The 22,410-nt window shown below is 42.2% G+C and carries 24 protein-coding genes and 1 riboswitch; of the genes, 1 reads left to right on the forward strand and 23 read right to left on the reverse strand.

The features are described 5' to 3' along the window. Window positions 1-52: 52 nt before the first annotated feature. From ACCB35_RS11840 to ACCB35_RS11945, 22 genes are all read right to left on the reverse strand, one after another. Window positions 53-619: a TetR/AcrR family transcriptional regulator gene (locus ACCB35_RS11840; RefSeq protein WP_374053899.1), complete on the reverse strand. Its 567-nt coding sequence runs from the start codon at window positions 617-619 to the stop codon at window positions 53-55. A 44-nt stretch (window positions 620-663) separates the two neighbouring features. Then, window positions 664-2,262 (reverse strand): long-chain fatty acid--CoA ligase, encoded by a 1,599-nt coding sequence (locus ACCB35_RS11845; protein ID WP_374053900.1) that lies wholly within the window; start codon window positions 2,260-2,262, stop codon window positions 664-666. Window positions 2,263-2,313: 51 nt separating this feature from the next. Beyond that, window positions 2,314-3,063: an SDR family NAD(P)-dependent oxidoreductase gene (locus ACCB35_RS11850; protein ID WP_374057004.1), complete on the reverse strand. Its 750-nt coding sequence runs from the start codon at window positions 3,061-3,063 to the stop codon at window positions 2,314-2,316. Window positions 3,064-3,081: 18 nt separating this feature from the next. Next, window positions 3,082-4,311, reverse strand: coding sequence for an acyl-CoA dehydrogenase family protein (locus ACCB35_RS11855; RefSeq protein ID WP_374053901.1), 1,230 nt, complete (start codon window positions 4,309-4,311; stop codon window positions 3,082-3,084). A gap of 44 nt (window positions 4,312-4,355) precedes the next feature. Next, window positions 4,356-5,129 carry an SDR family oxidoreductase gene (locus tag ACCB35_RS11860; RefSeq protein ID WP_374053902.1) on the reverse strand — a complete coding sequence of 258 codons (774 nt, stop codon included), beginning with the start codon at window positions 5,127-5,129 and terminating at the stop codon, window positions 4,356-4,358. Between the two features lie 182 nt (window positions 5,130-5,311). Then, window positions 5,312-6,697 carry an L-cystine transporter gene (locus ACCB35_RS11865; RefSeq protein ID WP_374053903.1) on the reverse strand — a complete coding sequence of 462 codons (1,386 nt, stop codon included), beginning with the start codon at window positions 6,695-6,697 and terminating at the stop codon, window positions 5,312-5,314. A gap of 119 nt (window positions 6,698-6,816) precedes the next feature. Beyond that, the gene (gene thiE, locus ACCB35_RS11870) at window positions 6,817-7,458 is read right to left on the reverse strand and encodes a thiamine phosphate synthase (RefSeq protein WP_374053904.1); all 642 of its coding nucleotides are present in this window, start codon (window positions 7,456-7,458) and stop codon (window positions 6,817-6,819) included. Then, window positions 7,455-8,264, reverse strand: a complete 810-nt coding sequence (gene thiD / locus ACCB35_RS11875; RefSeq protein WP_374053905.1) for a bifunctional hydroxymethylpyrimidine kinase/phosphomethylpyrimidine kinase — start codon at window positions 8,262-8,264, stop codon at window positions 7,455-7,457. The genes thiE and thiD overlap by 4 nt, the downstream gene beginning before the upstream one ends. 15 nt (window positions 8,265-8,279) lie before the next feature. Further along, window positions 8,280-9,299, reverse strand: a complete 1,020-nt coding sequence (locus ACCB35_RS11880; protein ID WP_374057005.1) for a thiazole biosynthesis adenylyltransferase ThiF — start codon at window positions 9,297-9,299, stop codon at window positions 8,280-8,282. Beyond that, complete coding sequence (locus ACCB35_RS11885; protein ID WP_044336948.1) at window positions 9,299-10,063, reverse strand: thiazole synthase; 765 nt, start codon at window positions 10,061-10,063, stop codon at window positions 9,299-9,301. Before ACCB35_RS11885 ends, ACCB35_RS11880 begins: the two co-directional genes overlap by 1 nt. Window position 10,064: 1 nt before the next feature. Next, complete coding sequence (thiS, locus tag ACCB35_RS11890) at window positions 10,065-10,268, reverse strand: sulfur carrier protein ThiS (protein ID WP_044336947.1); 204 nt, start codon at window positions 10,266-10,268, stop codon at window positions 10,065-10,067. A gap of 4 nt (window positions 10,269-10,272) precedes the next feature. After that, the gene (thiO, locus tag ACCB35_RS11895; RefSeq protein ID WP_374053906.1) at window positions 10,273-11,370 is read right to left on the reverse strand and encodes a glycine oxidase ThiO; all 1,098 of its coding nucleotides are present in this window, start codon (window positions 11,368-11,370) and stop codon (window positions 10,273-10,275) included. Window position 11,371: 1 nt separating this feature from the next. Next, a complete protein-coding gene (locus ACCB35_RS11900) occupies window positions 11,372-11,995 on the reverse strand; it encodes a thiamine phosphate synthase (protein WP_374053907.1) in 624 nt (207 codons plus the stop codon). Further along, entirely contained in the window at window positions 11,985-12,788 is an 804-nt protein-coding gene (locus ACCB35_RS11905) for an energy-coupling factor transporter transmembrane protein EcfT (RefSeq protein WP_044336944.1), read from the reverse strand. Before ACCB35_RS11905 ends, ACCB35_RS11900 begins: the two co-directional genes overlap by 11 nt. Continuing rightward, complete coding sequence (locus ACCB35_RS11910) at window positions 12,785-14,212, reverse strand: ABC transporter ATP-binding protein (protein WP_374053908.1); 1,428 nt, start codon at window positions 14,210-14,212, stop codon at window positions 12,785-12,787. The genes ACCB35_RS11905 and ACCB35_RS11910 overlap by 4 nt, the downstream gene beginning before the upstream one ends. A gap of 14 nt (window positions 14,213-14,226) precedes the next feature. Next, window positions 14,227-14,805, reverse strand: coding sequence for an ECF transporter S component (locus ACCB35_RS11915; protein ID WP_374053909.1), 579 nt, complete (start codon window positions 14,803-14,805; stop codon window positions 14,227-14,229). Further along, the gene (gene tenA, locus ACCB35_RS11920) at window positions 14,798-15,496 is read right to left on the reverse strand and encodes a thiaminase II (protein ID WP_374053910.1); all 699 of its coding nucleotides are present in this window, start codon (window positions 15,494-15,496) and stop codon (window positions 14,798-14,800) included. The genes ACCB35_RS11915 and tenA overlap by 8 nt, the downstream gene beginning before the upstream one ends. A gap of 117 nt (window positions 15,497-15,613) precedes the next feature. Beyond that, a riboswitch (TPP riboswitch) is annotated at window positions 15,614-15,721 on the reverse strand. 290 nt (window positions 15,722-16,011) lie between these two features. Beyond that, a complete protein-coding gene (locus tag ACCB35_RS11925) occupies window positions 16,012-16,611 on the reverse strand; it encodes a response regulator transcription factor (protein ID WP_044336940.1) in 600 nt (199 codons plus the stop codon). After that, the gene (locus ACCB35_RS11930) at window positions 16,608-17,744 is read right to left on the reverse strand and encodes a sensor histidine kinase (RefSeq protein ID WP_374057006.1); all 1,137 of its coding nucleotides are present in this window, start codon (window positions 17,742-17,744) and stop codon (window positions 16,608-16,610) included. Before ACCB35_RS11930 ends, ACCB35_RS11925 begins: the two co-directional genes overlap by 4 nt. A 147-nt stretch (window positions 17,745-17,891) precedes the next feature. After that, window positions 17,892-18,089, reverse strand: a complete 198-nt coding sequence (locus ACCB35_RS11935) for a hypothetical protein (protein ID WP_044336939.1) — start codon at window positions 18,087-18,089, stop codon at window positions 17,892-17,894. A 154-nt stretch (window positions 18,090-18,243) separates the two neighbouring features. Beyond that, window positions 18,244-20,775: a cyanophycinase gene (locus ACCB35_RS11940; RefSeq protein ID WP_374053911.1), complete on the reverse strand. Its 2,532-nt coding sequence runs from the start codon at window positions 20,773-20,775 to the stop codon at window positions 18,244-18,246. Window positions 20,776-20,973: 198 nt separating this feature from the next. After that, complete coding sequence (locus tag ACCB35_RS11945) at window positions 20,974-21,255, reverse strand: DUF6509 family protein (protein ID WP_374053912.1); 282 nt, start codon at window positions 21,253-21,255, stop codon at window positions 20,974-20,976. A 169-nt stretch (window positions 21,256-21,424) separates the two neighbouring features. Here ACCB35_RS11945 and ACCB35_RS11950 point away from each other — a divergent pair, with 169 nt between their 5' ends. Next, window positions 21,425-21,721 (forward strand): hypothetical protein, encoded by a 297-nt coding sequence (locus tag ACCB35_RS11950; protein WP_374053913.1) that lies wholly within the window; start codon window positions 21,425-21,427, stop codon window positions 21,719-21,721. Window positions 21,722-21,799: 78 nt separating this feature from the next. Here the strand turns inward: ACCB35_RS11950 and ACCB35_RS11955 are convergent, their stop codons facing one another. Continuing rightward, window positions 21,800-22,378, reverse strand: a complete 579-nt coding sequence (locus ACCB35_RS11955) for a branched-chain amino acid aminotransferase (RefSeq protein WP_374053914.1) — start codon at window positions 22,376-22,378, stop codon at window positions 21,800-21,802. Window positions 22,379-22,410 lie beyond the last annotated feature (32 nt).

The following is a 22,410-nucleotide window of genomic DNA, read 5'->3' on the forward strand; positions in this document are numbered from 1 at the left end:
CTAACCAGTCGGTATGTTAATCCTAAAGGAAATCCTGTAGATGATTTCCCACTTACTCAGACTCAATCCCTTTTAATACCATATCGACAAAAGTCCGGGCAATTTCCTGATCGGATTTCGCACCATGGGGTTTATACCATTGATAGCTCCAATTCATCATACCGAGAATTGCAAAGGCTACAATCGATACGTCAAAGTCCTTATGAAAGTCTCCGTTCTTCCTACCTTCTTTCAGGAGAGTTTCAATATTATAGCGATACATATCCCGCTTAGGCTCAATTGCATCCAGACTTTCCTTGCTCAGGTGCCTCATTTCTCTAAAAAACACTTTGGCACTGGCCCCTTGCTCTTTAATGTCCAGAATGGAAAGGTGGACAATATCATACAGTTTTTCCATGTAGCTCTTCCGGTCATCCTTAAGAACTCTTTCCTGTTTAGATAATAAGCCATCAATGTAGCGCATGTGAATTTCCCTTAACAGCTCCTCCTTACTGGAAAAATAGTAATAAAATGTTCCTTTCGTTACACCAATGGATTCTACGATATCCTGGATGGAAGTAACGGTAAACCCTTTTTCATCAAATAAGCGTACAGCATGTTCCGTAAGTTTTTCTTTCATCTGAAATCCTCTCAATCTGCAAATATCACCTGAATTATATCATATTACCCCACGCTTTCTCGCAGAGCTCTTCTTAATATTTTCCCAACACTCGTCTTAGGAAGCTCATCACGGAACTCGATGATTTTTGGTACCTTGAATGAAGACATATTCTCCTGACAGAATCGAACCAATTCTCCTTCAGATGCCTTTTCCCCTGACTTTAAGACGACCACTGCCTTAACGGTTTCTCCTCTATAAGAGTCCGGGACTCCGATTACGACAGCTTCCTGTACGCTTGGGTGCTCGTAAATGACTTCCTCGACTTCCCTTGGATACACATTGTATCCTGATGCAATGATCATATCCTTCTTTCGGTCGACGATCGATACATACCCTTCATCATCCATCCGGGCGATGTCCCCTGTGTAAAGCCAGCCATCCCGCAGGGCGTGGGCAGTCTCTTCAGGTAAATTCCAGTAGCCTTTCATGACTTGAGGGCCTTTTATAATGAGTTCGCCCACATCCCCTAAAGGAACCTCCTTAGTACCGGTCGCTAAATCGACTACCTTATAGTCTGTGGATGGAAAGCCGATTCCGACGGTTCCCGGCTTTCTTTCTGCAAAAGCTGGGTTGCAATGAGTCGTTGGTGAAGCCTCTGATAAACCGTATCCCTCTAATATTTTCGCTCCTGTTTTCTTCTCGAATTGATTCAATAACTCTACTGGCATCGGCGCACTTCCGCTATTACAAATCTTTATAGAATCAATTCCGTACTCTTCTGCCTGTGGATGATTGGTGATTGCCACGTACATCGTCGGCACACCTGGAAACAGGGTCGGTTGCTCGTTCTTAATCGTTGTTAATACTTCGGTCAACTCAAACCTTGGGAGTAAGATCATTTCATTTGCTGAATACACTGCAAAGTTCATACAGGAATTCATCCCAAATACATGAAAGAACGGAATCACACTCAGGCTTCTCTCTTTTCCTGTTTCGATGCTGTCTTTAAAGAAGAGTTGACTTTGAATCACATTTGAAAGAATGTTTTTATGAGTGAGCATGACTCCCTTTGATGCACCGGTTGTTCCACCTGTATATTGAAGGACTGCCACGTCTTCTTCAGGATTTATCGATACTTGAGATACTTTACCGTCCCCCACCCTTAAAAATTCATCAAAGGAGTAGTCCGAAGCACTGTTTTCCCCTTGCAGGCTGACTGCGATAATCGTCTTGATCTCTGTTTCCTGTTGTATGGATTTGACCATAGGATAAAAACGGTCCAATACGACGATTGTCTCTGCCCCCGAGTCATTAAGCAGATGGATTAACTCCCTTTCAACCGACATCGGATTCACCTGTGTGACAATTCCCCCGGAAGTAAGGATCCCATAATAAGAGATCACATATTGCGGACAGTTCGGGAGCATGATCGCCACCCTGTCTCCTTTCTTCACTCCAATTTGTTGAAAGGATGAAGCAAGCATGGTGACGGCACCTTGTAGTTCACCATAGGTTATCCGCTTTTGATAAAAGCTTATACATGGATGAGCCCGGTATGAAGAAACGGTAAGTTGAAGCATTTCCGGGATTGAAAAATCGATTGCAGGAATTTCAGTCTCAAACGTATCAGGGTAACGACTGAGCCAAGTTTTAGTTGTCACATAATCATTCCTTTCATTTCAGATTATTCATGTACCAATTCGTCATGATCCCTAAAAGATCAACCCTCCACCATCAACAGATAATGTACTGCCTGTTATAAAGGATGCCTCATCTGAAGCTAAAAACAGAATCGCTGACGCTACTTCTTCTGGATTTCCAATGCGCCTTAGTGCATTGGATTGAGAAATCGCCGACCATTTCCTCTCATCCTTCTTCCAGTCAGTGATGATGTTCGTATCAATGACTCCAGGCGCAACTGCATTTACACGAATATTATCCTTCCCATACTCCAGGGCTGCATTTTGTGTCAGTAGTATGACACCACCCTTTGCCGCATTGTAGGCTGACACGTATTTCCGTCCTTTCAATCCGAGAAGGCTCGATACATTCACAATGACACCGCCTTTCTTCATCAGTTGCGGTACGGCGTACTTCATTCCCAGAAAAATACTTTTTAAGTTTGTATCGAGTACAGAATCCCATTCGTTTTCTTCCAGATCGATGCCCCTGACTTCCGACTGTCCGATCCCTGCATTATTGATAAGGATATCGAGTCCTCCGAAATGTTCCACCGTTGTATGTACGAGGGATTGAATGCTTGTACTTTCCCGTACGTTCGTTTTGAAGAAGAATGAACTCCCTTTTTTTTCCTGGATGAGTCTAACCGTCTCTTCACCACTCGCATCATCCAGATCTGCCACGACGACAGAAGCACCTTCTTCTGAGAACCTAAGGGCTGTAGCGCGCCCGATTCCTCCTCCGCCTCCCGTAATTACTGAAACCTTCCCTTTTAACCTCATCATCATCCACCTCTCTTCCTAGCTCTTTACGTGAGAAGCTTCATCGTGTTTTCTCAATTCCAATTTTGCCAATTGGGCAAGGTGCACTTCATCCGGGCCATCGGCAAGCCGCAGTGTACGGGCATTTGCCCATTGAGCTGCCAATGTGTAGTCATCCGATACACCTGCTGCCCCGAACGCTTGAATGGCCCTGTCAATCACCCGCAAAGCCATGGAAGGAGCCACCACCTTAATCATGGCGATTTCCTGTTTTGCAACTTTATTCCCAACAGTATCCATCATATAAGCCGCTTTCATCGTTAGTAGACGGGCCTGCTCAATTTCAATCCTTGAGTTCGCAATCCATTCTCTTACGACTCCCTGCCCGGCCAGTGCATTTCCAAACGCCTTCCTGTTTTGAACGCGCTTACATAATTCTTCAAGGGCTCGTTCAGCTGCACCAATTAAACGCATGCAATGGTGGATCCGGCCGGGACCTAAACGTCCCTGTGCAATGGCGAATCCCTTTCCTTCTGCCCAAATCATATTTTCCACGGGAACCCTCACCTCGGTAAAGGTGATTTCTCCGTGCCCATGGGGGGCATGATCGTACCCGAATACAGGAAGCATACGCTCTATTTTTACACCTGGCGTATTCAAAGGGACGATAATCATTGATTGCTGTTCATGACGGCCCGCTTCCGGATTGGTTTTACCCATCAAAATGGAAAAGCTGCACCGTGGGTCCCCGGCACCAGATGACCACCATTTCCTGGCGTTAATGACGTATTCATCTCCATCCCGAATGATACTCGCCTTAATGTTCGTTGCATCGGAAGACGCGACATCAGGCTCGGTCATAGAGAAACATGAACGGATATCACCATTTAGAAGTGGGATAAGATATTGTTGTTTTTGAATGGGGGTGCCATAACGTTCCAACACTTCCATATTCCCTGTATCAGGAGCATTGCAATTAAACACTTCAGGCCCAATCAGGGATCTCCCCATGATTTCACATAGTGGGGCGTATTCTACATTATTGAGCCCGGCTCCGAATTCGCTTTTGGGAAGAAATAGATTCCATAATCCCTGTTTCTTCGCTTCGGCTTTTAATTCTTCCATTACTTTAGGAACTCCACTCCAGCGGGATTCTTGCTGATTGAGCTGTTCTTCATAGAAGGACTCGTTCGGGTACACGTATTCTTCCATAAAACGTGATAGTCTATTTTGATATTCTTGTACTTTAGGAGAATAAGAGAAATCCATTTCATCCACCCTTTCTTAACTTGGAACAATCAATTTGGTTAAAATTACATGGCAGACGAACCACCGTCTACGACGAGAACTGAACCAGTGACAAAATCAGATGCACGGGCCGCCAGGAAAAGCGCTGCTCCTTTTAGATCATCTTCGGTACCGAATCGATTTAATGGTGTGCCGTTTAAAATGGCTTCCCCTGAATGAGATAGAATTCCTTTTGACATTTTTGTCGGGAAGAAACCCGGCGCGATTGCATTCACATGAATTCCGCGGGATCCCCATTTCACGGCTAGATCCTTCGTGAAATTGATGACCGCTGCTTTACTGGTACTATAGCCAATGGCATCCATATAACGAGGGTCTGTCCCTTGAAGTCCTGCTACGGAAGCGATATTAATGATTTTCCCTTCCTGTTGCTCAAGCATTACTTTCCCCACGGCCTGTGACATAATAAAAGTACCATTTACATTCACATTGATTACTTTATGCCAGGCATCAAGGGGCATATCTTCTGCAGGGGCCCCCCAGGAAGCACCACTATTATTCACTAAAATATCAATGCGGCCAAATATCTTCTTTGTTTCATCTACAACACGCTGTACATCCTCAGGATTTGTGACATCACACTTCAATGCCACTGATTGCACACCTAGTTCTTCTAATCCTTTCTTCACGTCTTCACATGCTTCAACGTTTCTCGAGCATACTACAACGTTTGCCCCCGCTTCAGCAAACCCTGTCGCGATTTGTTTTCCCAATCCTCTGCCTCCCCCTGTCACAAGGGCTACTTTACCTGAAAGATCAAATAATTCCTTCACATGCATGTTCGTGCCTCCTCATCTTTAGAGCATTTCAATCACACACCAAAGATACTAACCGGTCGGTATGTTTAATTCTATAGTAAAGAATATAGTCTGAATTTTCAATCATAACCACTCTAAATAACTAAATTTATTTGCATGCAAAAGTAAAACTGGCTCATATATGAATGAGCCAGCCCACTTGTTTAAGCTTCTGCTTCAATGATTTCTTTATTATACGTTTCGCTATCCAAATCCCCTGTCACTTTACTTGTTATCACTCCGGATGTCATCGCACCACTTACGTTAACAGCTGTCCGCCCCATGTCAATCAAAGGTTCAACAGAGATCAATAGACCCGCTAACGCTACTGGAAGATCCAGGGCGGATAGAACAAGGATGGCAGCAAATGTAGCTCCGCCTCCAACGCCTGCAACACCGAAGGAGCTGATGGCCACCACTACGATGAGCGTAAGAATAAAGGAAGGGGTTAATGGATTGATCCCGACAGTCGGTGCAATCATCACTGCAAGCATGGCAGGATACACCCCTGCACAACCATTCTGACCGATGGATAACCCGAAAGATCCCGAGAAGTTGGCAATCCCTTCTGAAACACCCAATTTATTCTTCTGTGTTTGAATATTAAGGGGCAGTGTACCGGCACTGGATCTCGACGTAAAAGCAAATGCTAATACAGGAAATACTTTTTTCATGTAAGTGACCGGATTCAAGCCAAATAGAGTAAGCATGATTAAGTGAATGGCAAACATGATAATCAAGGCCACATAAGATGCCCCAACAAATTCTCCAAGCTTCATGATAGCATCAAAATTACTTAATGCCACTGTCTTAGCCATGATGGCCAGCACACCGAATGGAGTGAGTCGTAACACTAAAGTCACAATTCTCATCACTACAGCATAGACGGAATCAACGATCTTTTTGAAGAATTCAGCAGCTTCTGGCTCTTTGCGCTGAGCCCCCAAGTAAGCGATACCGATGAAAGCTGCAAAAATTACGACTGCGATCGTCGAGGTTGCTCTTTGTCCCGTAAAGTCCAGGAACGGATTCGCAGGTAAAAGCTCGAGAATTTTTTGAGGATAACTCTGACCCTCTAAAGCTGTTGCTCTCTCTTCTAATTGAACACCCCTTGCCGCTTCAGCATCTCCTTGATCAATCTGGATCGCTTCCAGGTCAAAAGCCACAGTCGTAGCGATTCCGACAGCTGCAGCAACGGCAGTTGTGCCTACCAGCAATCCAATGATCAATACAGAAATCTTCCCTAAATTGTGAGAACGCTTCAATTTAGTGAAGGCTGAAATAATCGACACAAACACTAAAGGCATGACAATCATTTGCAGTAGTTTAATATAGCCGGTTCCGACGATGTTAAACCATTCAATCGATTGTGTTACATTTTCATCACCGGCTTCATATACCCACTGTAATCCAAGACCAAATAATATCCCCAGACCCAGAGCGGTAAACACCCGTTTTGAAAACGAAACATTTTTCTTTTGCATAAAAAGTAATACACCAATGAGAACAAGAAACACCAAAATGTTTAACAAAACAAACCAGACATTCATTCTTACCCCTCCCTCTTATCGTTGATGATGATACAAGTTAGACCGAGGTCTACTGTATAGTATGATGAGGGAGAGAGAGATATGTTGCTATAATGGTTAAATTTTTTATTCTGAACCGATCACAATCGTAAAAGCTTTTGCTGGATAGCCTGGGCTAACTTCCCTGTGCAAAACGGGTGTTTTGAAATCGCAGAAATGACTGCGACACCGTCCGCACCTGCTTCCAATACTTGAGAAGCATTATTGTATTGAATGCCTCCAATCCCGACAAGGGGGATATCGATACCATTTGTTCTTATTGATTGGATGATTTTCGGACCACGGACCTCTCTACAATCATTCTTTGTATTGGTAGGAAACATAGGACCGACTCCTAGGTAGTCTGCCCCGGACTCCACAGCTGACCTCGCTTCATTCACGTCATGAGAGGAGACACCAAGTATTCTATTCCCAATTTTCCGACGGACTTTATCGATAGGTTCATCCTCCTGACCTATATGTACTCCATCTGCGTTCATTAATAACGCCAACTCCACATCATCATTCACGATGAAAGGAACACCGTGTTTACGACATAAACGCTGCAGCTCATGAGCCAGCTCAACTTTCGCATCACCTTCTAAACCTTCCATGCCTTTTTCACGAAACTGAAACATGGTCACTCCGCCTAAAAGGGCTTCTTCTAATACATGTGCCGGATTCTTCACACAATTATGGCTTCCCATCACAAAATATAACTGCAAACTTCTTCTGAGGTTCATACATTCATACCGGCTTGGTACGCCCAATGATTCGTCGGACCGTGTTCACTCCCGATACCCAGTGAGTCACTGATCGCGGCAGTTATAAAATGTTTGGCTGTTTTGACAGAATCATAGACCGTATGTCCTTTTGCTAATTGTGCTGTAATCACAGCAGAGAATGTACACCCTGTTCCATGTGTATGTGGTGTGAAGACTCTCGGACTGCTAAACTCATAAAATCTATTCCCATCAAAGAGGATGTCAGTAGCTTGTAAAGATTGAGCATGAAATTGATGCCCACCTTTAATCACCACATGTTTAGCACCCATCTGGAACAATACCTCCGCCGCTTTCTTACGTTCAACATCGTTCAAAATGTCCATCCCTGTCAATGCCTCGGCTTCAGGAATGTTCGGCGTGACAACAAACGCAAGGGGGATCAATTCATTGACCAGAGCGTTAACGGCTTCCCTCTCCAATAATGTTGCTCCCCCTTTTGCTATCATGACAGGATCCACAACGAGCTTCTTCCAAGAGTGTGATCGAACAAAGTCGGCTACATGAGAAATAATGTCTTCGTTCACCAGCATACCCGTTTTGATGGCTTTGGGAGGTAAATCTTCAGCAATCGAGGTCAATTGATCTATGACAGCCTCTCTAGATAATGGATACACACCTTGTACACCTCTTGTATTTTGCGCCGTCACTGCTGTGATGGCAGACATCCCAAAGACATTCAGTTCCTGAAACGTCTTGAGATCTGCCTGGATCCCAGCCCCACCGCCACAATCAGATCCGGCAATCGTCAATGCTTTTTTAATCATGATGTTCTCCTCCCTTTATCCCAAATAACGATGATAAACTGATTTTGCTTCCCTTACATCTTTTGTTCCGTGAACGAGAGCACGTCCATCACGAAAGAGTACGATTCGATAAGATTCGACCTCGAATGAAATCAAATATGGATTTCTAACAACTTGTTTCCCCTGGAGTTCTAACGATTGTGATTGTTCAATAAGATCGATTTCTTGTTTTGAAACTGGACGGATCTGAACTGAATCCCTCCCACAAAGGACTGCTGTTTTGGTTTGATTTTCGTATTTTAGACTGGGGAAGGTTCGATGCTCTCCACATGAAGGGCATCCATCCCTTTTCAGCTTTCTCACATCCAGGGAAGTATGCTCATTTTTCCATAAATCAAAAGAGACCACTTTATTCCCAAGTGCCTCCATGTCTTCTACCAGTATCTTTAATGCTTCAGTTGTTTGATAAGCCACCACTGTGGAGACGGCAGGGCTGATGATGCCCGCTGTATCACAGGTCATCCCACCGATTGGAACAGTTTCTATCAAACATCGAAGACAAGGGGTGATACCGGGAAGAATAGTGAATGATAGTCCATAACTCCCAACACACGCACCATAAATCCAAGGAATGGAATATTTTTGAGAGATATCATTTATGATCATTCTTGTATCAAAGTTATCCGTTGCATCGATGATAAGATCTACGTTCTTGGCAAGTCTCAACATTTCTTCGGGCATGGCATCCAGTACATGCTCTTCAATTTTGACAGTTGAATTAATCGCTTGGAGTCTTTTTTTTGCCGCTATAGCTTTGGGGATTCGATTTCTTGCATCTTCCTCGTTATATAGCTGCTGACGTTGTAAATTACTCCATTCTACATAATCACGATCCACAATCGTCAACTTTCCGATACCAGCACGCACAAGGGCTTCTGCATTGCCTGTTCCCAGTGCTCCCGCCCCGATCAGCAACACATGTTTATTGCTTATTAACTTTTGTCCCTCTGTTCCGATGGGGTGAAACAGCGTTTGTCTTGAATATCTATCTTCTATCAAACACTCATCCCCTCCACTGGGCTGCTTGCTGTTGCATAACGTTTCTTCGGAATTCTTCCAGCCTCAAATCCGAATCGCCCCCCTTCAATCGCAAGCCTCATGGCATTCGCCATCATAACTGGATCGTTCGCAGAAGAGACGGCTGTATTGAGTAATACAGCATCAGCCCCGAGTTCCATCGCAAGAGCAGCATCTGAAGGAGAACCAATTCCAGCATCCACAATGACCGGTACTTTTGTTTGCTCAATGATGAAACGAAGATTGACTGGATTGATGATTCCCTGTCCTGATCCTATAGGGGAAGCGCCCGGCATGATGGCATGGGCCCCTAACTCTTCCAATCTCCTTGCAAGAACAACATCATCAGACGTATAGGGAAGCACCGTAAAGCCTTCTTTTATTAATTCTTCTGTTGCTTTCAGTGTTTCGACGGGATCGGGCAGCAGCGTTTTATCGCATCCGATCACTTCTACCTTAATCATGTCACAGAGCCCTGAAGCTCTCGCTAATTGTGCATGCCGGACTGCTTCCTGAGCACATTTAGCCCCTGCTGTATTCGGTAATAATGAATAGTTTTCAAGATTCAGTTTTTCTAAGAAATTAGGTTGACCAGGCTCAAATATATTCATGCGCCTTACTGTGAACGTAAGAATTTCTGCACCGGAAACCTCGACAGCTCTTTTCTGAATATCAAAATCAGGATACTTTCCCGTTCCCAGTAAAAGTCTTGAATGGAATGTGTACTTTCCGATTTTTAACATTTCAACCGCCTCCTACAAATTGGACAAGCTCAATAGTATCGCCTTTTTTTAGTTCAGCCTTTTCATGCTCATTTTTTTCAAGAATGTTTTGATTCTGTTCAACAATAATCACTCTATTTTCAAGTTTAAAATAGTGAATTAAATCTGCAATCGTCGAAATTGTGTCTGGGACCGTGACAACCTGTCCATTTATACGTAATTCCACTTTCTCAACCCCTCTGGTATTCATCTATTGGATGAGTATCCTTACCTTCAATAATATCTGCCATCATCACTCCTGTTATTGGGGCGAGGAGAATACCATTACGGTAATGCCCCGTTGCAATGGAAAGACCATCCCATTCCTCACTTCTCCCGATAAATGGAGATCCATGATGTGTGTGTGGACGTATGCCGGCCCAAGCCTTTTCCCACTCGGCGTAAGCTAAATCAGGCAATATGCTTGTCGCCAGCTGCATGAGGTTCAACAAACCATCTACGGAAATGGTTTCATCAAAGGTATGCGGCTTCTCTGTCGCCCCTATCAAAAGTCTTCCACCCATTTTCGGAACAATGTAGCAGCCATCAGTGAAAATTGTACGTTCTACTACTTTCCGGGATACTTTTACTGAAAAGCATTCTCCTTTGACTGGATACGTATTGAAAGTCTTATTCAACTGTTTCAGTAGAGATTGACTCCAAGCACCTCCCGCTACGATCGTTTCGTTAGCGTAAAAGGGACCTATAGATGTTTGAATCCCCGTTATCCAGCTTCTTTCTATTATAAAATCATAGACGTCCGTAAATTCTTTCATTTCTGCACCTAATCTTGCCGCTGCCAAACCTAACGCTTGTGTAAGCTTTAGGGCTGAGACATTTCCATCCTTTGGAATATATAACCCACCAGCCACATTTTTTGAGAGATGAGGTTCGTAGATAGATAGGCTTCCAGGAGATAACCATTCAACCTGTTCCTCTTTTGCTGCTATAGATGCAACTTTCAGTAAGTCATGGGCTTCTTCTTCTGTTTTCGCTAGTTTAATCATTCCATTTTCTACATACTCAATGTTCATTCCGCTGATTTCTTTGAGTTCCTCAGCTAATGTAGAATACATATTCCGGCTTGCCATCGCCAAATGATACATAGGACTCCCCCCATGTAATTCTGTTTGAACGCCAAGCATGCCTGCAGCGGCTTTCGAAGCTTTTCCCGCCAATTGATTCCTCTCAATCAGGAGAACTTTCTTTCCTCTTTTGGATAACTGATATGCAATGGAGCAGCCAATCACTCCTCCACCCACAATTATGACGTCATACTGCTTTACCAAACTACCTCACCTCCTTATGTAATTCTTTATAATAGGATCGGGCTGAATCAATTGGATCCTTTGAAAGGAAAATGCCTGATAAAACCGCCACCCCTCTTGCTCCAGTTTGCATTATTTCACGTACACGATTAGGTGTGATGCCACCGATAGCGATAGTGGGAACAGGGATGGATTGAACCAAATTTACCAAACTTGCTACTCCCCCGGCGGCTTTCCCTGGTTTCGAAGAAGTAGCATATACATTTCCATAGAGTAGATAATCCGCTCCCTTATCCATTGCCTGTTGTGCTTCTTCAAGGGAATGTACAGAAGCACCTATTTTCAAGGAAGGAAAAGCACTTTTCACCAAGCTGATATCCGCACTTTGATGGCCAAGCTGCACCCCTCTTACATGCTTCATAAAGGCAATGTCTGCCCGATCATTGACACATAATTTTGTTAACGGGACTCCTGCTTTTACTAATCGATCGATGGCCACAGCCATTTCTTTCCCCGTCCACTGCTTTTCGCGAAGATGGAGCATGTCGAGATATGGATAAATGGACTTCGAGATTTTCACTAATTCTTCCACAGATTGTTTTCCTGTTGATATCACATGTAATTGTTTTCTCGTTTCAATTCCCATAGCGAACATCTCCCGCCGGAAAAATAGGTAGATGGGTAGAAAAATAGTAACTGAGCACAATCATGAAGAGAATGCTCCCCAAGAAATATCCATCATATTTCGAAAAGGTTACTCTGTAGTAATAGGTTCGCTGCCCACTTCCTTTAAAACCCTTTGTTTCCATGGCCACAGCAATTCGGTGCGCTCTTCTGATGCTCTGGGCAAGCAGGGGAATGGAATACGATTTCAATTTATGGAATACGTGCTTTATTCCTCTACGTTCTTCAACTCCCCTGACTCTCATGGCGTTTCGTATCGTGAAGAATTCTTCAATCATAATGGGAATCAATCTAAATCCGGCCATAAAACTATACGCATACTTAGGTTTTAATCTCAGCTGCTGCATGAGGGAGTAGAAAAGCTTCACCGGTCTCGTTGTAAGTGCAAATAATAATCCCAAGATAGCGAATACGATGGTACGCAATCCAACATGGATCCCCCGATAAAAACTCTCTTCGGTAATGTGGATCAATCCAAGTTTCATCCATGTTGTTTCACCTTTCCCAAATAAAATCATTGATGAAGCTGTAGAGATGAAAACAAGGAAAAAGGGTAGGATCATTAGACTGACGGTTTTATATGAATATCCTGAGAACACCCATAACAGGAGAAAAAACAGTAAGCTCAAATATAACAACCAGTTAAGATAATGAATAAAAAGCAGGAATACAAAAAGCCCGATCAAGGTCATTAGCTTGAAGCTGGGATTGATTTGATGAAGCCAGGTTTCTCTGTGCTCGAGTTCTATATTCATATTGCTTTACTACCTGCAATCTCATTATAGAAATCCTGGGTGAGGCGCCCATTTTCGATGACCCATACTCTGGATGCAAAGTGAGTAATGATATTTTCATCATGGGTCACCATCAGAATGGTAGACCCTTCTTTTTGATAGTCTCGAAGCATCTCAAGTAACGCAAACGTATTTTGGGAATCCTGGCCAAAAGTCGGTTCGTCCAATAACAGAATATCTTTATTCCTGACAAGGGAAGCTGCGACGCTTAATCTACGCTTTTGCCCCATGGATAAATGATAGGGATGATGATGTTTGAATGGATCAAGCTTGAATCGCTTCAATAGTGCATGCACTTTTTCTTCCACTATCCCTTCATCCACCTTTCCCCGCCGAAAGGTATACGCAACTTCATCAAACACACTGTGTGTTACAAACTGAAACTCGGGATTTTGAAAAACAAATGTACATTCTCTTGGAACATTCTTCCCTTTTACCTGTCTTCCATATAATTCATACTTCCCGGTAGTTGGGATGAATTTCATGAGACTGTGGAGTAATGTAGATTTCCCGGCTCCGTTCTTTCCGGTGATTGCAATCCATTCACCTTTAATGCTGCCGGCATTTTGAAGGTGGATCTTCACCTCTTTTTGTACATACCCTTTGAAGTTCTCTAGCTTTATAGTCGTCCTTCCAAACGGGGCAACCTTCTCCGGTGGGTGGAAAGAAAGATAATCTTTCCACGCTTCCGGATACCATACCCCAACTGATTTCAATGTTTCCTTAAAATTTGATAAGATGTGAGACTTTGGACCATCAGCCACTATCCTTCCACAAGCATCGAAAAGAATAATACGGTCAATGATTTCCATTACGTGATCCAGCTTATGTTCAACAATAAGTAACGTTTTATCTTTACATTTCGTTTTCACTGTTTCCCATACAGATTTTGTACTCTCTTCATCCAACATGGCTGTAGGTTCATCCAGAAATAGCGTATGGGGATGGAGCGCAAGGGCAGAAGCAATGGCCAATTTTTGTTTCATCCCCCCTGATAGAGATGAGATTTTCGTATGGGAATCCCCCAGACTTAAATTCACCTTCTTTAACAGTTTTTTAATTTCCTCTGGCATTTCGTCTCTTGGGATTTGCTTGTTCTCCAAAACAAAGGCAATTTCCTCATCAACATAAGGCATACAAAATTGAGCGTCCGGATCTTGAAAGACATACCCGAAAGATTCAGGACGTTCAATCGAGTCAGCTTTCATCGGTACATCTATCGAATGGGGGATCACACCGGATAGAACCTGAAGGAGTGTGGATTTTCCACAACCAGATGGCCCGAGTAGCAATACCTTTTCCCCCTCTTTTATCTTAAGGCTTACGTCTTTAAACATCAGATTCTCTGAACCCGAAAATGTAAGCCGCAGATTTTCAACATGCATGGTCCTTCCCTCCTTTACTGATTAAGGGCATCGTAATCTCTTTGGTCAGCACGTCTTACCAAACTGGTTACCCCCGTTTTCTCCAAAGCCTTAACAAGATAAAAGGCTCCTATGCCTGCTATCAAGATGGAACCTATTAATCTGGCACCAATAAAAAGTGATAAATTCCACAGAACGAGGTCTCCCATGTATCCTTTTAAATAGTCCATCAGGATTGATCCAATTGCAGAGCCCACTGCTGCTGTACAAATGATGAAGACATCATGACGTTTATAGCGGGTGATAAGGAAAATGAACTCTGCAAACAATCCTTGAATCAGACCGAATAGGAGTACCTCGAGGCCCCATTCACTTCCCATGAGAAATTCCCCTGAAGATGCTGCAATCTCTGCCAGAAGTGCCACGCCAGGTTTCTGAATGATTAAAAAAGCCACGGTCGCCGCCATGAACCACATGCCATAGATCAGTTGATCAGCATGCAATCCAAATGGCTTTAACAGGTTGTAGACCGGTCCCCAAAGCTTATAAATGATTCCAAAACCTATGGAGATAACGACCGTTACTAAAATGTCCGTCAGCTTTAATTTAGACATGTATTCCACCTTCTTTACCAAGAGATGACTGAAACGGCCACTTCTCCAGAGTGTATGCCATTTCCCAAAACTGTAATTCATATATGCTGCTTAAAATAAAATTCTCCCTCATTCTTTCCTTATCTGTTACCGTCATCGTTTCAGCCAATCCATCCAGTCGATGGATCTGTTCTTCCACTAATTCCCGAAACCATTCTCCGCCATACGCAGCGATCCACTCCTGATAGATGGCATCCTCAGGTGTGGATGATTTCAAGCGTTCACCGATTTCATAATACAACCAGTAGCAAGGAAGTATTGCCGCCAGAATATCTGCGAGGCCTCCATACTGTGCGGAACGATACATATGCGACGTGTAGGCATAGGCAGTGGGAGAAGGTTTAAACTGCTGTTTTTCTTCTTCCGTAATCCCTAAACGGTTTGAGAAATTTTCATGAAGTGATAGCTCTGCTTCATTTGTCCCCACAGCGTGTGTTGCCATTCTCGATGTGGTATGTAAGTCTGTTGCCTTGGCTGCCCCAAGTGCCTGCACCTTTGAAAAGTGCGACAGGTAATAAGCATCTTGCAGAATGTAATATCTGAATTTTTCAAGGGGGAGCGTTCCATCGCCGATACCTTTAACGAAAGGATGTTGAAAGCTTGCTTCCCAAATTTCCTTCACTTCATTTCTTAAGTACGCTGTAAATGACATAGTATCTTTCTCCTTTTCCAGACGATCCGAAATAGGCAACAAAAAAGCCACTTTCCATTATGCATACAGCATACAGAAAGTGGCTTGAGATCAGAATGTTAGATTACGATTCTATGCGACCGTCAAACACCACTTCCCTACGCTGGTCTCAACCAGATCAGGTTCAAAGGGTCTTAAAGTCACACTTTAATCTCAGCCTTTAATAAGGCACCCCTAGTGGATCGTCCTATGAAATTTTGTATTCGATGCTATCGTACCACGATTCTTTTACTTGTCAACACCAAAAAGAGATCCTTTCATCATTTTCACATTTGTCCTTTCCAGTCAAAACCAATGATGGCAAAGGATTCCCCTTAATAAATTTAATTGAAATACTTTTTAGAATAAGGCTCTCATAAAGCAAAATTAAGCACTTATTAAAAATATATAAAAATACAAGAGATTGATTAAACATGTATAAACACTACATTAATAGCAGGGACGGACCTCCATGTTGGAGGTCCGTCCCTGCCCCATCATTTAAACCATCCTTTTTCTTTTGATTGAGTGATGGCTTCGATTCGATTTTTTACTTCAAGCTTGTCTAGAATGGTTGAGATGTAGTTTCGGACGGTACCCGTTTTGAGGCTGAGCTCATCGGCTATCTCCTTCGTGTTTTTCCCGTCGGCAACCAGCTCCAACACTTCTTTTTCTCGATCTGTGAGAGGGTTTTCTTCACCGTACACATCGTCCATGAGCTCCGGTGCATATATACGTTTACCGTCCATCACAAGACGGATCGAGTTCGCCAGTTCCTCACTTGGACTATCCTTTAACAAATAACCTTTCACCCCGCCTTTTAATGCACGTTGAAAATAACCGGACCTCGCGAAAGTTGTCAGTATGATCACTTTGCAATCTTTACCCTTTAATTCCTCTGCGGCTTCAAGACCGGTCTTTTTAGGCATTTCAATGTCCATGATACAAATATCCGGCTTCAGCTCGTGGACGAGGGCAATGGCTTCTTCTCCATTGTCGGCTTTCCCTACCACTTCCATATCATCCTCCAAGCTCAATAATGAGCCTAAAGCCCCTAGTAACATTCGCTGGTCTTCTGCAATCACAATTCGAATCATTCCATTCCCTCCCTGTCTGTCTGCTTAATTACTTTCGGCACTCTCATTATCAAAGTGGTTCCACTCTCGGAAAAAACGTCTAAGCTCCCATTCACAAATTCCAAGCGTTCTCTCATCCCGATTAGACCGCTGCCTTTAGATTGTGTGTAATCTCCCTCGATCCCCTTACCATCATCCTTCACTATGATGGTCATCTCTTTATCCGACTCTTCAATGATAAGCTCACAGTACGACGCCTTGCTGTGTTTGACAACATTTGTCACGGCTTCTTTTAGGCACATGCTCAAAATATTTTCCAGAAAGAGTGATGCCTGGGGCAGAATGATTTCATCGTCCATCACGAAATCAATTTCGGCTGCCTTTAATAGCTGTTTGATCCGGACGATTTCGTCTTTTAGCCGGATCCCCCTCATTTGTGAAACCATCGTCCTTACTTCACTTAAAGCGGTTCGTGCCGTTTGCTGAACATCCTTTAATTCATTCCGGGCCTGCTCTGGATCCTTGTACACCAATTTTCTGGCCAGATCGCTTTTCAGGCCGATGAGAGAAAGCTTTTGACCCAAAGTATCGTGCAGATCACGGGCAATCCTTTGGCGTTCTTCCTGCTTGACCAAGTCTGAAATACGTTTATTGGCATCCTCTAACTGATCTTCGAGCTGCACCTGTTTATTGCGATTATAAATATTAAAAGGTAACAGAATGACACTTATCCAAATGATCAGAATAAAAGGAAATTGGGATAGGAATAATTCATCCTGTATAACAAAATTATAATTAATCGATGCCGTCGTTAATACAAGGTGGATAATATAAAGGGTTAGAAATGCCACCCGGTTTTTTATATTCCCATTATAGTAGGCAATATAAAAAGCAAAATAGATAAAATTAAATTGAATGGTCATGGTAATGGATATGGCAATTAAAATCGACGTCCATAAATAAACCGGCCAATCCTTTGAAATAAAAGCAAATCGTAAGGAAATAAAGAACATGATGGTCAATGAAATCCCTACAACAATTTCGATCGTAGAGGAGGACTGAAAGATAAAATAAAATGGCAGGATGCTGATGATGCTCCATATGTATGGGGAAATTCCGGAACCTTTTTGTATATTGATTAACTTTTTCGGCATTTGCACGATGCAGACCTCTTTTACTTTCATTATTTTAATGATGTCTCCTATATTATTACATGAATTATCCCAATTTTCATAACAAGTGGTTGAGATTTTTTGAACCAATAGAAAAGTTAATCATAGGAAACCCTAGACTCTAAAATACTAATATTTCCGATTTTGTATCGCTTTTTGCTTCTGCATGATCCCATAGGATTTATGAATGATATCTGTTAATACATCACCTTTATAAACTCTTCCAATTTTCGTGTTTTGCTGATAGTATTCAACGATTTCATCCAATTTTTTTGATGTTTCCTTATCAACCCTTACATTAAGCTGCATTCTTCCTTGATCTGACAAGGTTCGCCCTCCTTTTCTATCTTTCTGTTAGTAACTGCTAGCACTTTGTTATCACTAGTATAACAGATGCTATCAATTGCATATACCGGCAAATGACCTATAAAAAGTTGATTCACTTTGAAAAAGCCCGAGCGTCAATCCGCCCGGGCAAGTTTTATTTGTTTTCAATCGAGATTTTAACTGGTACAATATCCATTCTCACATTGAGATATGAGTAATCGTCTTTGTTTCCATCTTTATAACCCCAAAAGCCTTCCGTTTGATCTCCTTTTTTGAAAGTAAGTTCGAATCCTTCATCTTCAGAAAAACTATAGCTTTTCACTTCATCCTGTCCAAAGTTATCAAGAAGACTATAGCTTAAATAGTTTGCAAGAGAAGGATGCGGCGTCAATACTCCTGTATGGGGAGCAGCTTTGTATTCGTAGTATTCATAGTCTTTTGTTGAGACCTTATGATCACTGATCGTATATTCCATTGTATTTAAATTTAATTGATCACCAGAGGTAATCCATGACAAATGTACATTTTTATACGTATGAGAAGATTGTGATAGAACTGACTGACTCAAATCTACTACTGAAACGCCGCCTCTACCTTTTACTTCAATGGTTTTGGCTTCGTTATCCACTATCATCGCTGTATCTTCATCGATGCCATAGGAGAATTCATTTTTTTCTCCATGTTCAGCAGTGGTTGCAATTAAACGTCCCAAACGTGCTTTTTTATCAAAATGCTGATCAACGATACCGTACGGGAAGAAACCTAATCCCTTCTCAAGATATCCAGGTCCGCCTTCTTGTTGAGACATGCCGTCATACGTATCCGTGAACCCTTTTGATAGAGTGTCATAGCTTCCACCACCCGCGATCATCACATCGCTCATGATTGCAGCTCCTGCACTTGTACCGCCAAGAACGGCTCCATTACGATAAATTTCCCACATATTTTCAAGAGCCAGTGATTTCGATCCATCTTGATTTAACAATGATTGAGTGATATCCGTTTGATCTCCACCTACAAACCAGATGGCATCATACTCTAAAATACTTTCTGCTATATCTGGATTATTTTTATTCTCCATCCACTTAGACTCATCTTCTTCTGTCCCTTTGAAGTCATGATTTGATAGAGGAAGAATGTCGATATTTTCTTGAGGTACACCATATGATTCCAGATCCTCTTTAAATGCATGTGAAGACTTTAAGCTGGAACTTGCAGCAGGGATAATCCCTATCTTCCCGTTTTCCCCAGCCCGATTGATAAATTCTCTGTACACTTCTTCATTACTACTCCCCAGAGCTCCTCCAACAATCACCAGGCTGCCTTTTGTCTCAGCATCAAAAGAACTTTCAGGCACTTCTAATGAGGATGCATGAAACTCCTGTGTAAGCTGATCTTTCTTATTAAAATCGACGGATACAGGTGAAACATTCATTTCCACATGCAATAGGGAGTATGAATCTTTTTGACCATCCTGATAACCCCAATACCCGTTTGTTTCATCTGTCTGTTTGAACTCTAACTCGAAACCATTTCCTTCAGTATCGTAAATATAACTGTAAACCTCACTTACAGCTTCGTTGTCCACCAGGGAATACGACAGGTAATGTGGTAATGTTCCATAGGATGATAGAACTCCTGTAGCCGATAGAGGTTTAAAATTATAATATTCATAGTCTTTTGTTTCAACCTTATCCTCGCTTATGTTAAATTCATTCGTTTTCACATCGAGCTCATCTCCAGGAGACATATAACTAAGATCAATGTTCTTTATTTCTTCTCCTGTTAAGGTAGATTGAGATACATCCACTACCGTAATGTTACTTCTGCCCAATACTGAAATCGTCTGTTCTTCATTGTTGACCACCATCGCAGTATCTTCATCAATCCCATAGGAAAAGTGGTTTTTGTTCGTTTCGTAGCGGATGGCTGTAGCCGCTAGTCTACCTAGCCGTGATCTTTCATTCAAATGTTGATCTACTATTCCCCACTGAAAGAATCCAAGCCCTTTTTCAATATAGACAGGTGCATATTCTCCTTCGGGATTCGAAACGTCTTCAGTTATAAACTCTTGACGAAGCCCTCCTAAACTATCACCGCCTGTAATCATCACATCACTCATGATGGCTGCTCCGGCGCTTGTCCCACCAAGGACGGCTCCCTCCCGGTAAATATTCCAAATTTCATCTAAAGCTTTCGTGTTTTTCCCATTGTCCTTTACTAATGTGTCTGTGATTTTAAGCTGATCTCCTCCGACAAACCAAATACCTGTCATCTTCTTGATTTTTTCTGTTATTTCTTTCTTTTGAGCATTATTTTTCCATTTACCTTCGTCTTCCTCCGTACCTGAGAAATCGTGAGCAGATAGAGGAAGGATTTCAATCGATTTTTCATCTACTCCATACGACATCAAATCTTCCTTGAATTGATTTGATGACTTCAGGGAGCCTGAAGCAGAAGGAATGATTCCTATTTTCGCTTTCTTTTTACCTCCTGATAGTTTAATGAACTCTTCGTAAACAGCCGAGTTGCTGCTACCTAAAGCTCCTCCGACAATCACTAGATTCCCCTTGATGCCGCTCTCGTTTTCCTTGGCAAATACACTGGAAGTTGCCAAGCTCATTATAACTGTAAATACAGCTATAACAATGAATAGTTTCTTCGCTTTACCCAAATGACCATTCATCAACATTTCTCCCTTCTATTAATCTATTTTCAATTATTTATTATGCAATTTCCATGCCAACTCTGAAGTATCTGAATTATCAGTCACATAAGAAGGAAAGGGTTAAAATAGGCTATTTATGGTGAGGTTATAAATGAACCAATAAAAAAACCTCTACATTCGTTTGGTTTCGAATGTAGAGGGTATAGCCCATATCGATTAACCGATATTTTCCTCGCAATATGAAAGAATGAGACTTTCTTCATCTTCTTCTAATTCAAAATCAAGATATTTCTCAGAGTTTCGTTCTACAATGGTCGACTGTACGATCCTGGCACCGTTTTCGTCCCGGACAAAAATGGCTTTTATGTAAATACCCTGTTCTCTATATAGCTCATCATCCTCAGGTACTTCGATATCAAGTATAACTTCGTAACGCTCTCCGCTTAGTATACCAGTAGGATCTTTAAGCTCCTCAGCACTGTGATTGATAATATTCATTCATCTAACTTCCTTTCAATCTAACACAAGTTTCTTGCATCATTCTATTATACACCTTTATTCACTTATTTTAAAAATCTAATCGATCATAACCAAGTAAAATAAATAGGCTTCTTCCTCCGTCTTCGTTATAATACTGAATAGAATCAACGTTTAAGGAGAGAATGCAATGAACTCTAAAGAAATGCAAGAGAAAATCATTCAAAATTATCAAAAGGACGAGCATATGATGATTCTTGTATTTGCACAGTGGTGTGTGAATCATGACCTGGACCCTGCTGCCCTTTACCAGAAAGCCTATCCGCATCAGGGAGAAAACCCCGCATTATTGCAAGGAATTGACTTAACGGTCCCTAAAGAAGAGGCTGAAGAAATTCCCGATACGACTTTACTTGGTGTCCTCTCCCTATTTGGAAACGATGACTTGGCACATGTCGTAACAGAAGAAATCAACAACCGCAGGTAATAAAGGATAATGAATGATTGACTACAAACCGATAAAGCGCCCCTCGATCATGATTAATCGAGGGGCGCTATTTTTTCTTTAAGCCTCATCCACCGTTTGAAGGAGATGAAAAAGGAAATCATATATGAGCTCATAGGCAGCGAACATCGTGAGTTCATCATGAAAATCCGGGATATCGTTTAAAGTAATGTTTAAATCCCATAATCCATCCTCACCATTAAACAGTAAGTCATAAGATGATTCGCCTTTTAGGGTTTTATCCAAGTACTGCTCGATTTCACTGCGATATTTCTTTTGGAGCTTTAATCCCAGCATCGCATCATACGTACCAAACACGTCATCCACTTCTATCGAAACAGCATCCACCCCAATCATATCAAACCATTCCAGTTCCAGGAAGATGAACTCGTTTTTATGTTTTTTCAGATAGGTGATCGGCTGATTCAGAAAATGAAATGATTCTTGCGTGATTAGTTCTTCTGTTTCCTTCTCACAACGCTCGATATAAGCTTCTTTGAATCGCGAACTGGATTCCGGTGTCACTATCTTGTCAGCATCCACCAATTCATGTTTCACTGCATATTCTTTTTCCTGTGGAAATAAAGCAACGCTACCATTCGATTCTTCGATATACTGCAGCAATCTCTTTCTTAACATCCTTTCCCCTCCGCAAATGTATTCTTTCTACT

The sequence above is a fragment of the Rossellomorea sp. FM04394 genome (assembly GCF_041889765.1).
GTDB classification, from domain to species: domain Bacteria; phylum Bacillota; class Bacilli; order Bacillales; family Bacillaceae_B; genus Rossellomorea; species Rossellomorea aquimaris_B.

What these genes read in the sequence shown, in the direction of transcription:
- ACCB35_RS11865 (WP_374053903.1), bottom strand. Translation starts at nt 6,697, where the DNA reads ATGAATGTCTGGTTTGTTTTGTTAAACATTTTGGTGTTTCTTGTTCTC.
- thiD (WP_374053905.1), bottom strand. Translation starts at nt 8,264, where the DNA reads ATGATTAAAAAAGCATTGACGATTGCCGGATCTGATTGTGGCGGTGGG.
- ACCB35_RS11860 (WP_374053902.1), bottom strand. Translation starts at nt 5,129, where the DNA reads ATGCATGTGAAGGAATTATTTGATCTTTCAGGTAAAGTAGCCCTTGTG.
- ACCB35_RS11940 (WP_374053911.1), bottom strand. Translation starts at nt 20,775, where the DNA reads ATGAATGGTCATTTGGGTAAAGCGAAGAAACTATTCATTGTTATAGCT.
- ACCB35_RS11850 (WP_374057004.1), bottom strand. Translation starts at nt 3,063, where the DNA reads ATGAGGTTAAAAGGGAAGGTTTCAGTAATTACGGGAGGCGGAGGAGGA.
- ACCB35_RS11840 (WP_374053899.1), bottom strand. Translation starts at nt 619, where the DNA reads ATGAAAGAAAAACTTACGGAACATGCTGTACGCTTATTTGATGAAAAA.
- ACCB35_RS11910 (WP_374053908.1), bottom strand. Translation starts at nt 14,212, where the DNA reads ATGCATGTTGAAAATCTGCGGCTTACATTTTCGGGTTCAGAGAATCTG.
- ACCB35_RS11855 (WP_374053901.1), bottom strand. Translation starts at nt 4,311, where the DNA reads ATGGATTTCTCTTATTCTCCTAAAGTACAAGAATATCAAAATAGACTA.
- tenA (WP_374053910.1), bottom strand. Translation starts at nt 15,496, where the DNA reads ATGTCATTTACAGCGTACTTAAGAAATGAAGTGAAGGAAATTTGGGAA.
- ACCB35_RS11955 (WP_374053914.1), bottom strand. Translation starts at nt 22,378, where the DNA reads ATGTTAAGAAAGAGATTGCTGCAGTATATCGAAGAATCGAATGGTAGC.
- ACCB35_RS11930 (WP_374057006.1), bottom strand. Translation starts at nt 17,744, where the DNA reads ATGCCGAAAAAGTTAATCAATATACAAAAAGGTTCCGGAATTTCCCCA.
- ACCB35_RS11950 (WP_374053913.1), top strand. Translation starts at nt 21,425, where the DNA reads ATGAACTCTAAAGAAATGCAAGAGAAAATCATTCAAAATTATCAAAAG.
- ACCB35_RS11905 (WP_044336944.1), bottom strand. Translation starts at nt 12,788, where the DNA reads ATGAATATAGAACTCGAGCACAGAGAAACCTGGCTTCATCAAATCAAT.
- ACCB35_RS11900 (WP_374053907.1), bottom strand. Translation starts at nt 11,995, where the DNA reads ATGGGAATTGAAACGAGAAAACAATTACATGTGATATCAACAGGAAAA.
- ACCB35_RS11885 (WP_044336948.1), bottom strand. Translation starts at nt 10,063, where the DNA reads ATGTTAAAAATCGGAAAGTACACATTCCATTCAAGACTTTTACTGGGA.
- ACCB35_RS11945 (WP_374053912.1), bottom strand. Translation starts at nt 21,255, where the DNA reads ATGAATATTATCAATCACAGTGCTGAGGAGCTTAAAGATCCTACTGGT.
- ACCB35_RS11925 (WP_044336940.1), bottom strand. Translation starts at nt 16,611, where the DNA reads ATGATTCGAATTGTGATTGCAGAAGACCAGCGAATGTTACTAGGGGCT.
- thiE (WP_374053904.1), bottom strand. Translation starts at nt 7,458, where the DNA reads ATGAACCTCAGAAGAAGTTTGCAGTTATATTTTGTGATGGGAAGCCAT.
- ACCB35_RS11915 (WP_374053909.1), bottom strand. Translation starts at nt 14,805, where the DNA reads ATGTCTAAATTAAAGCTGACGGACATTTTAGTAACGGTCGTTATCTCC.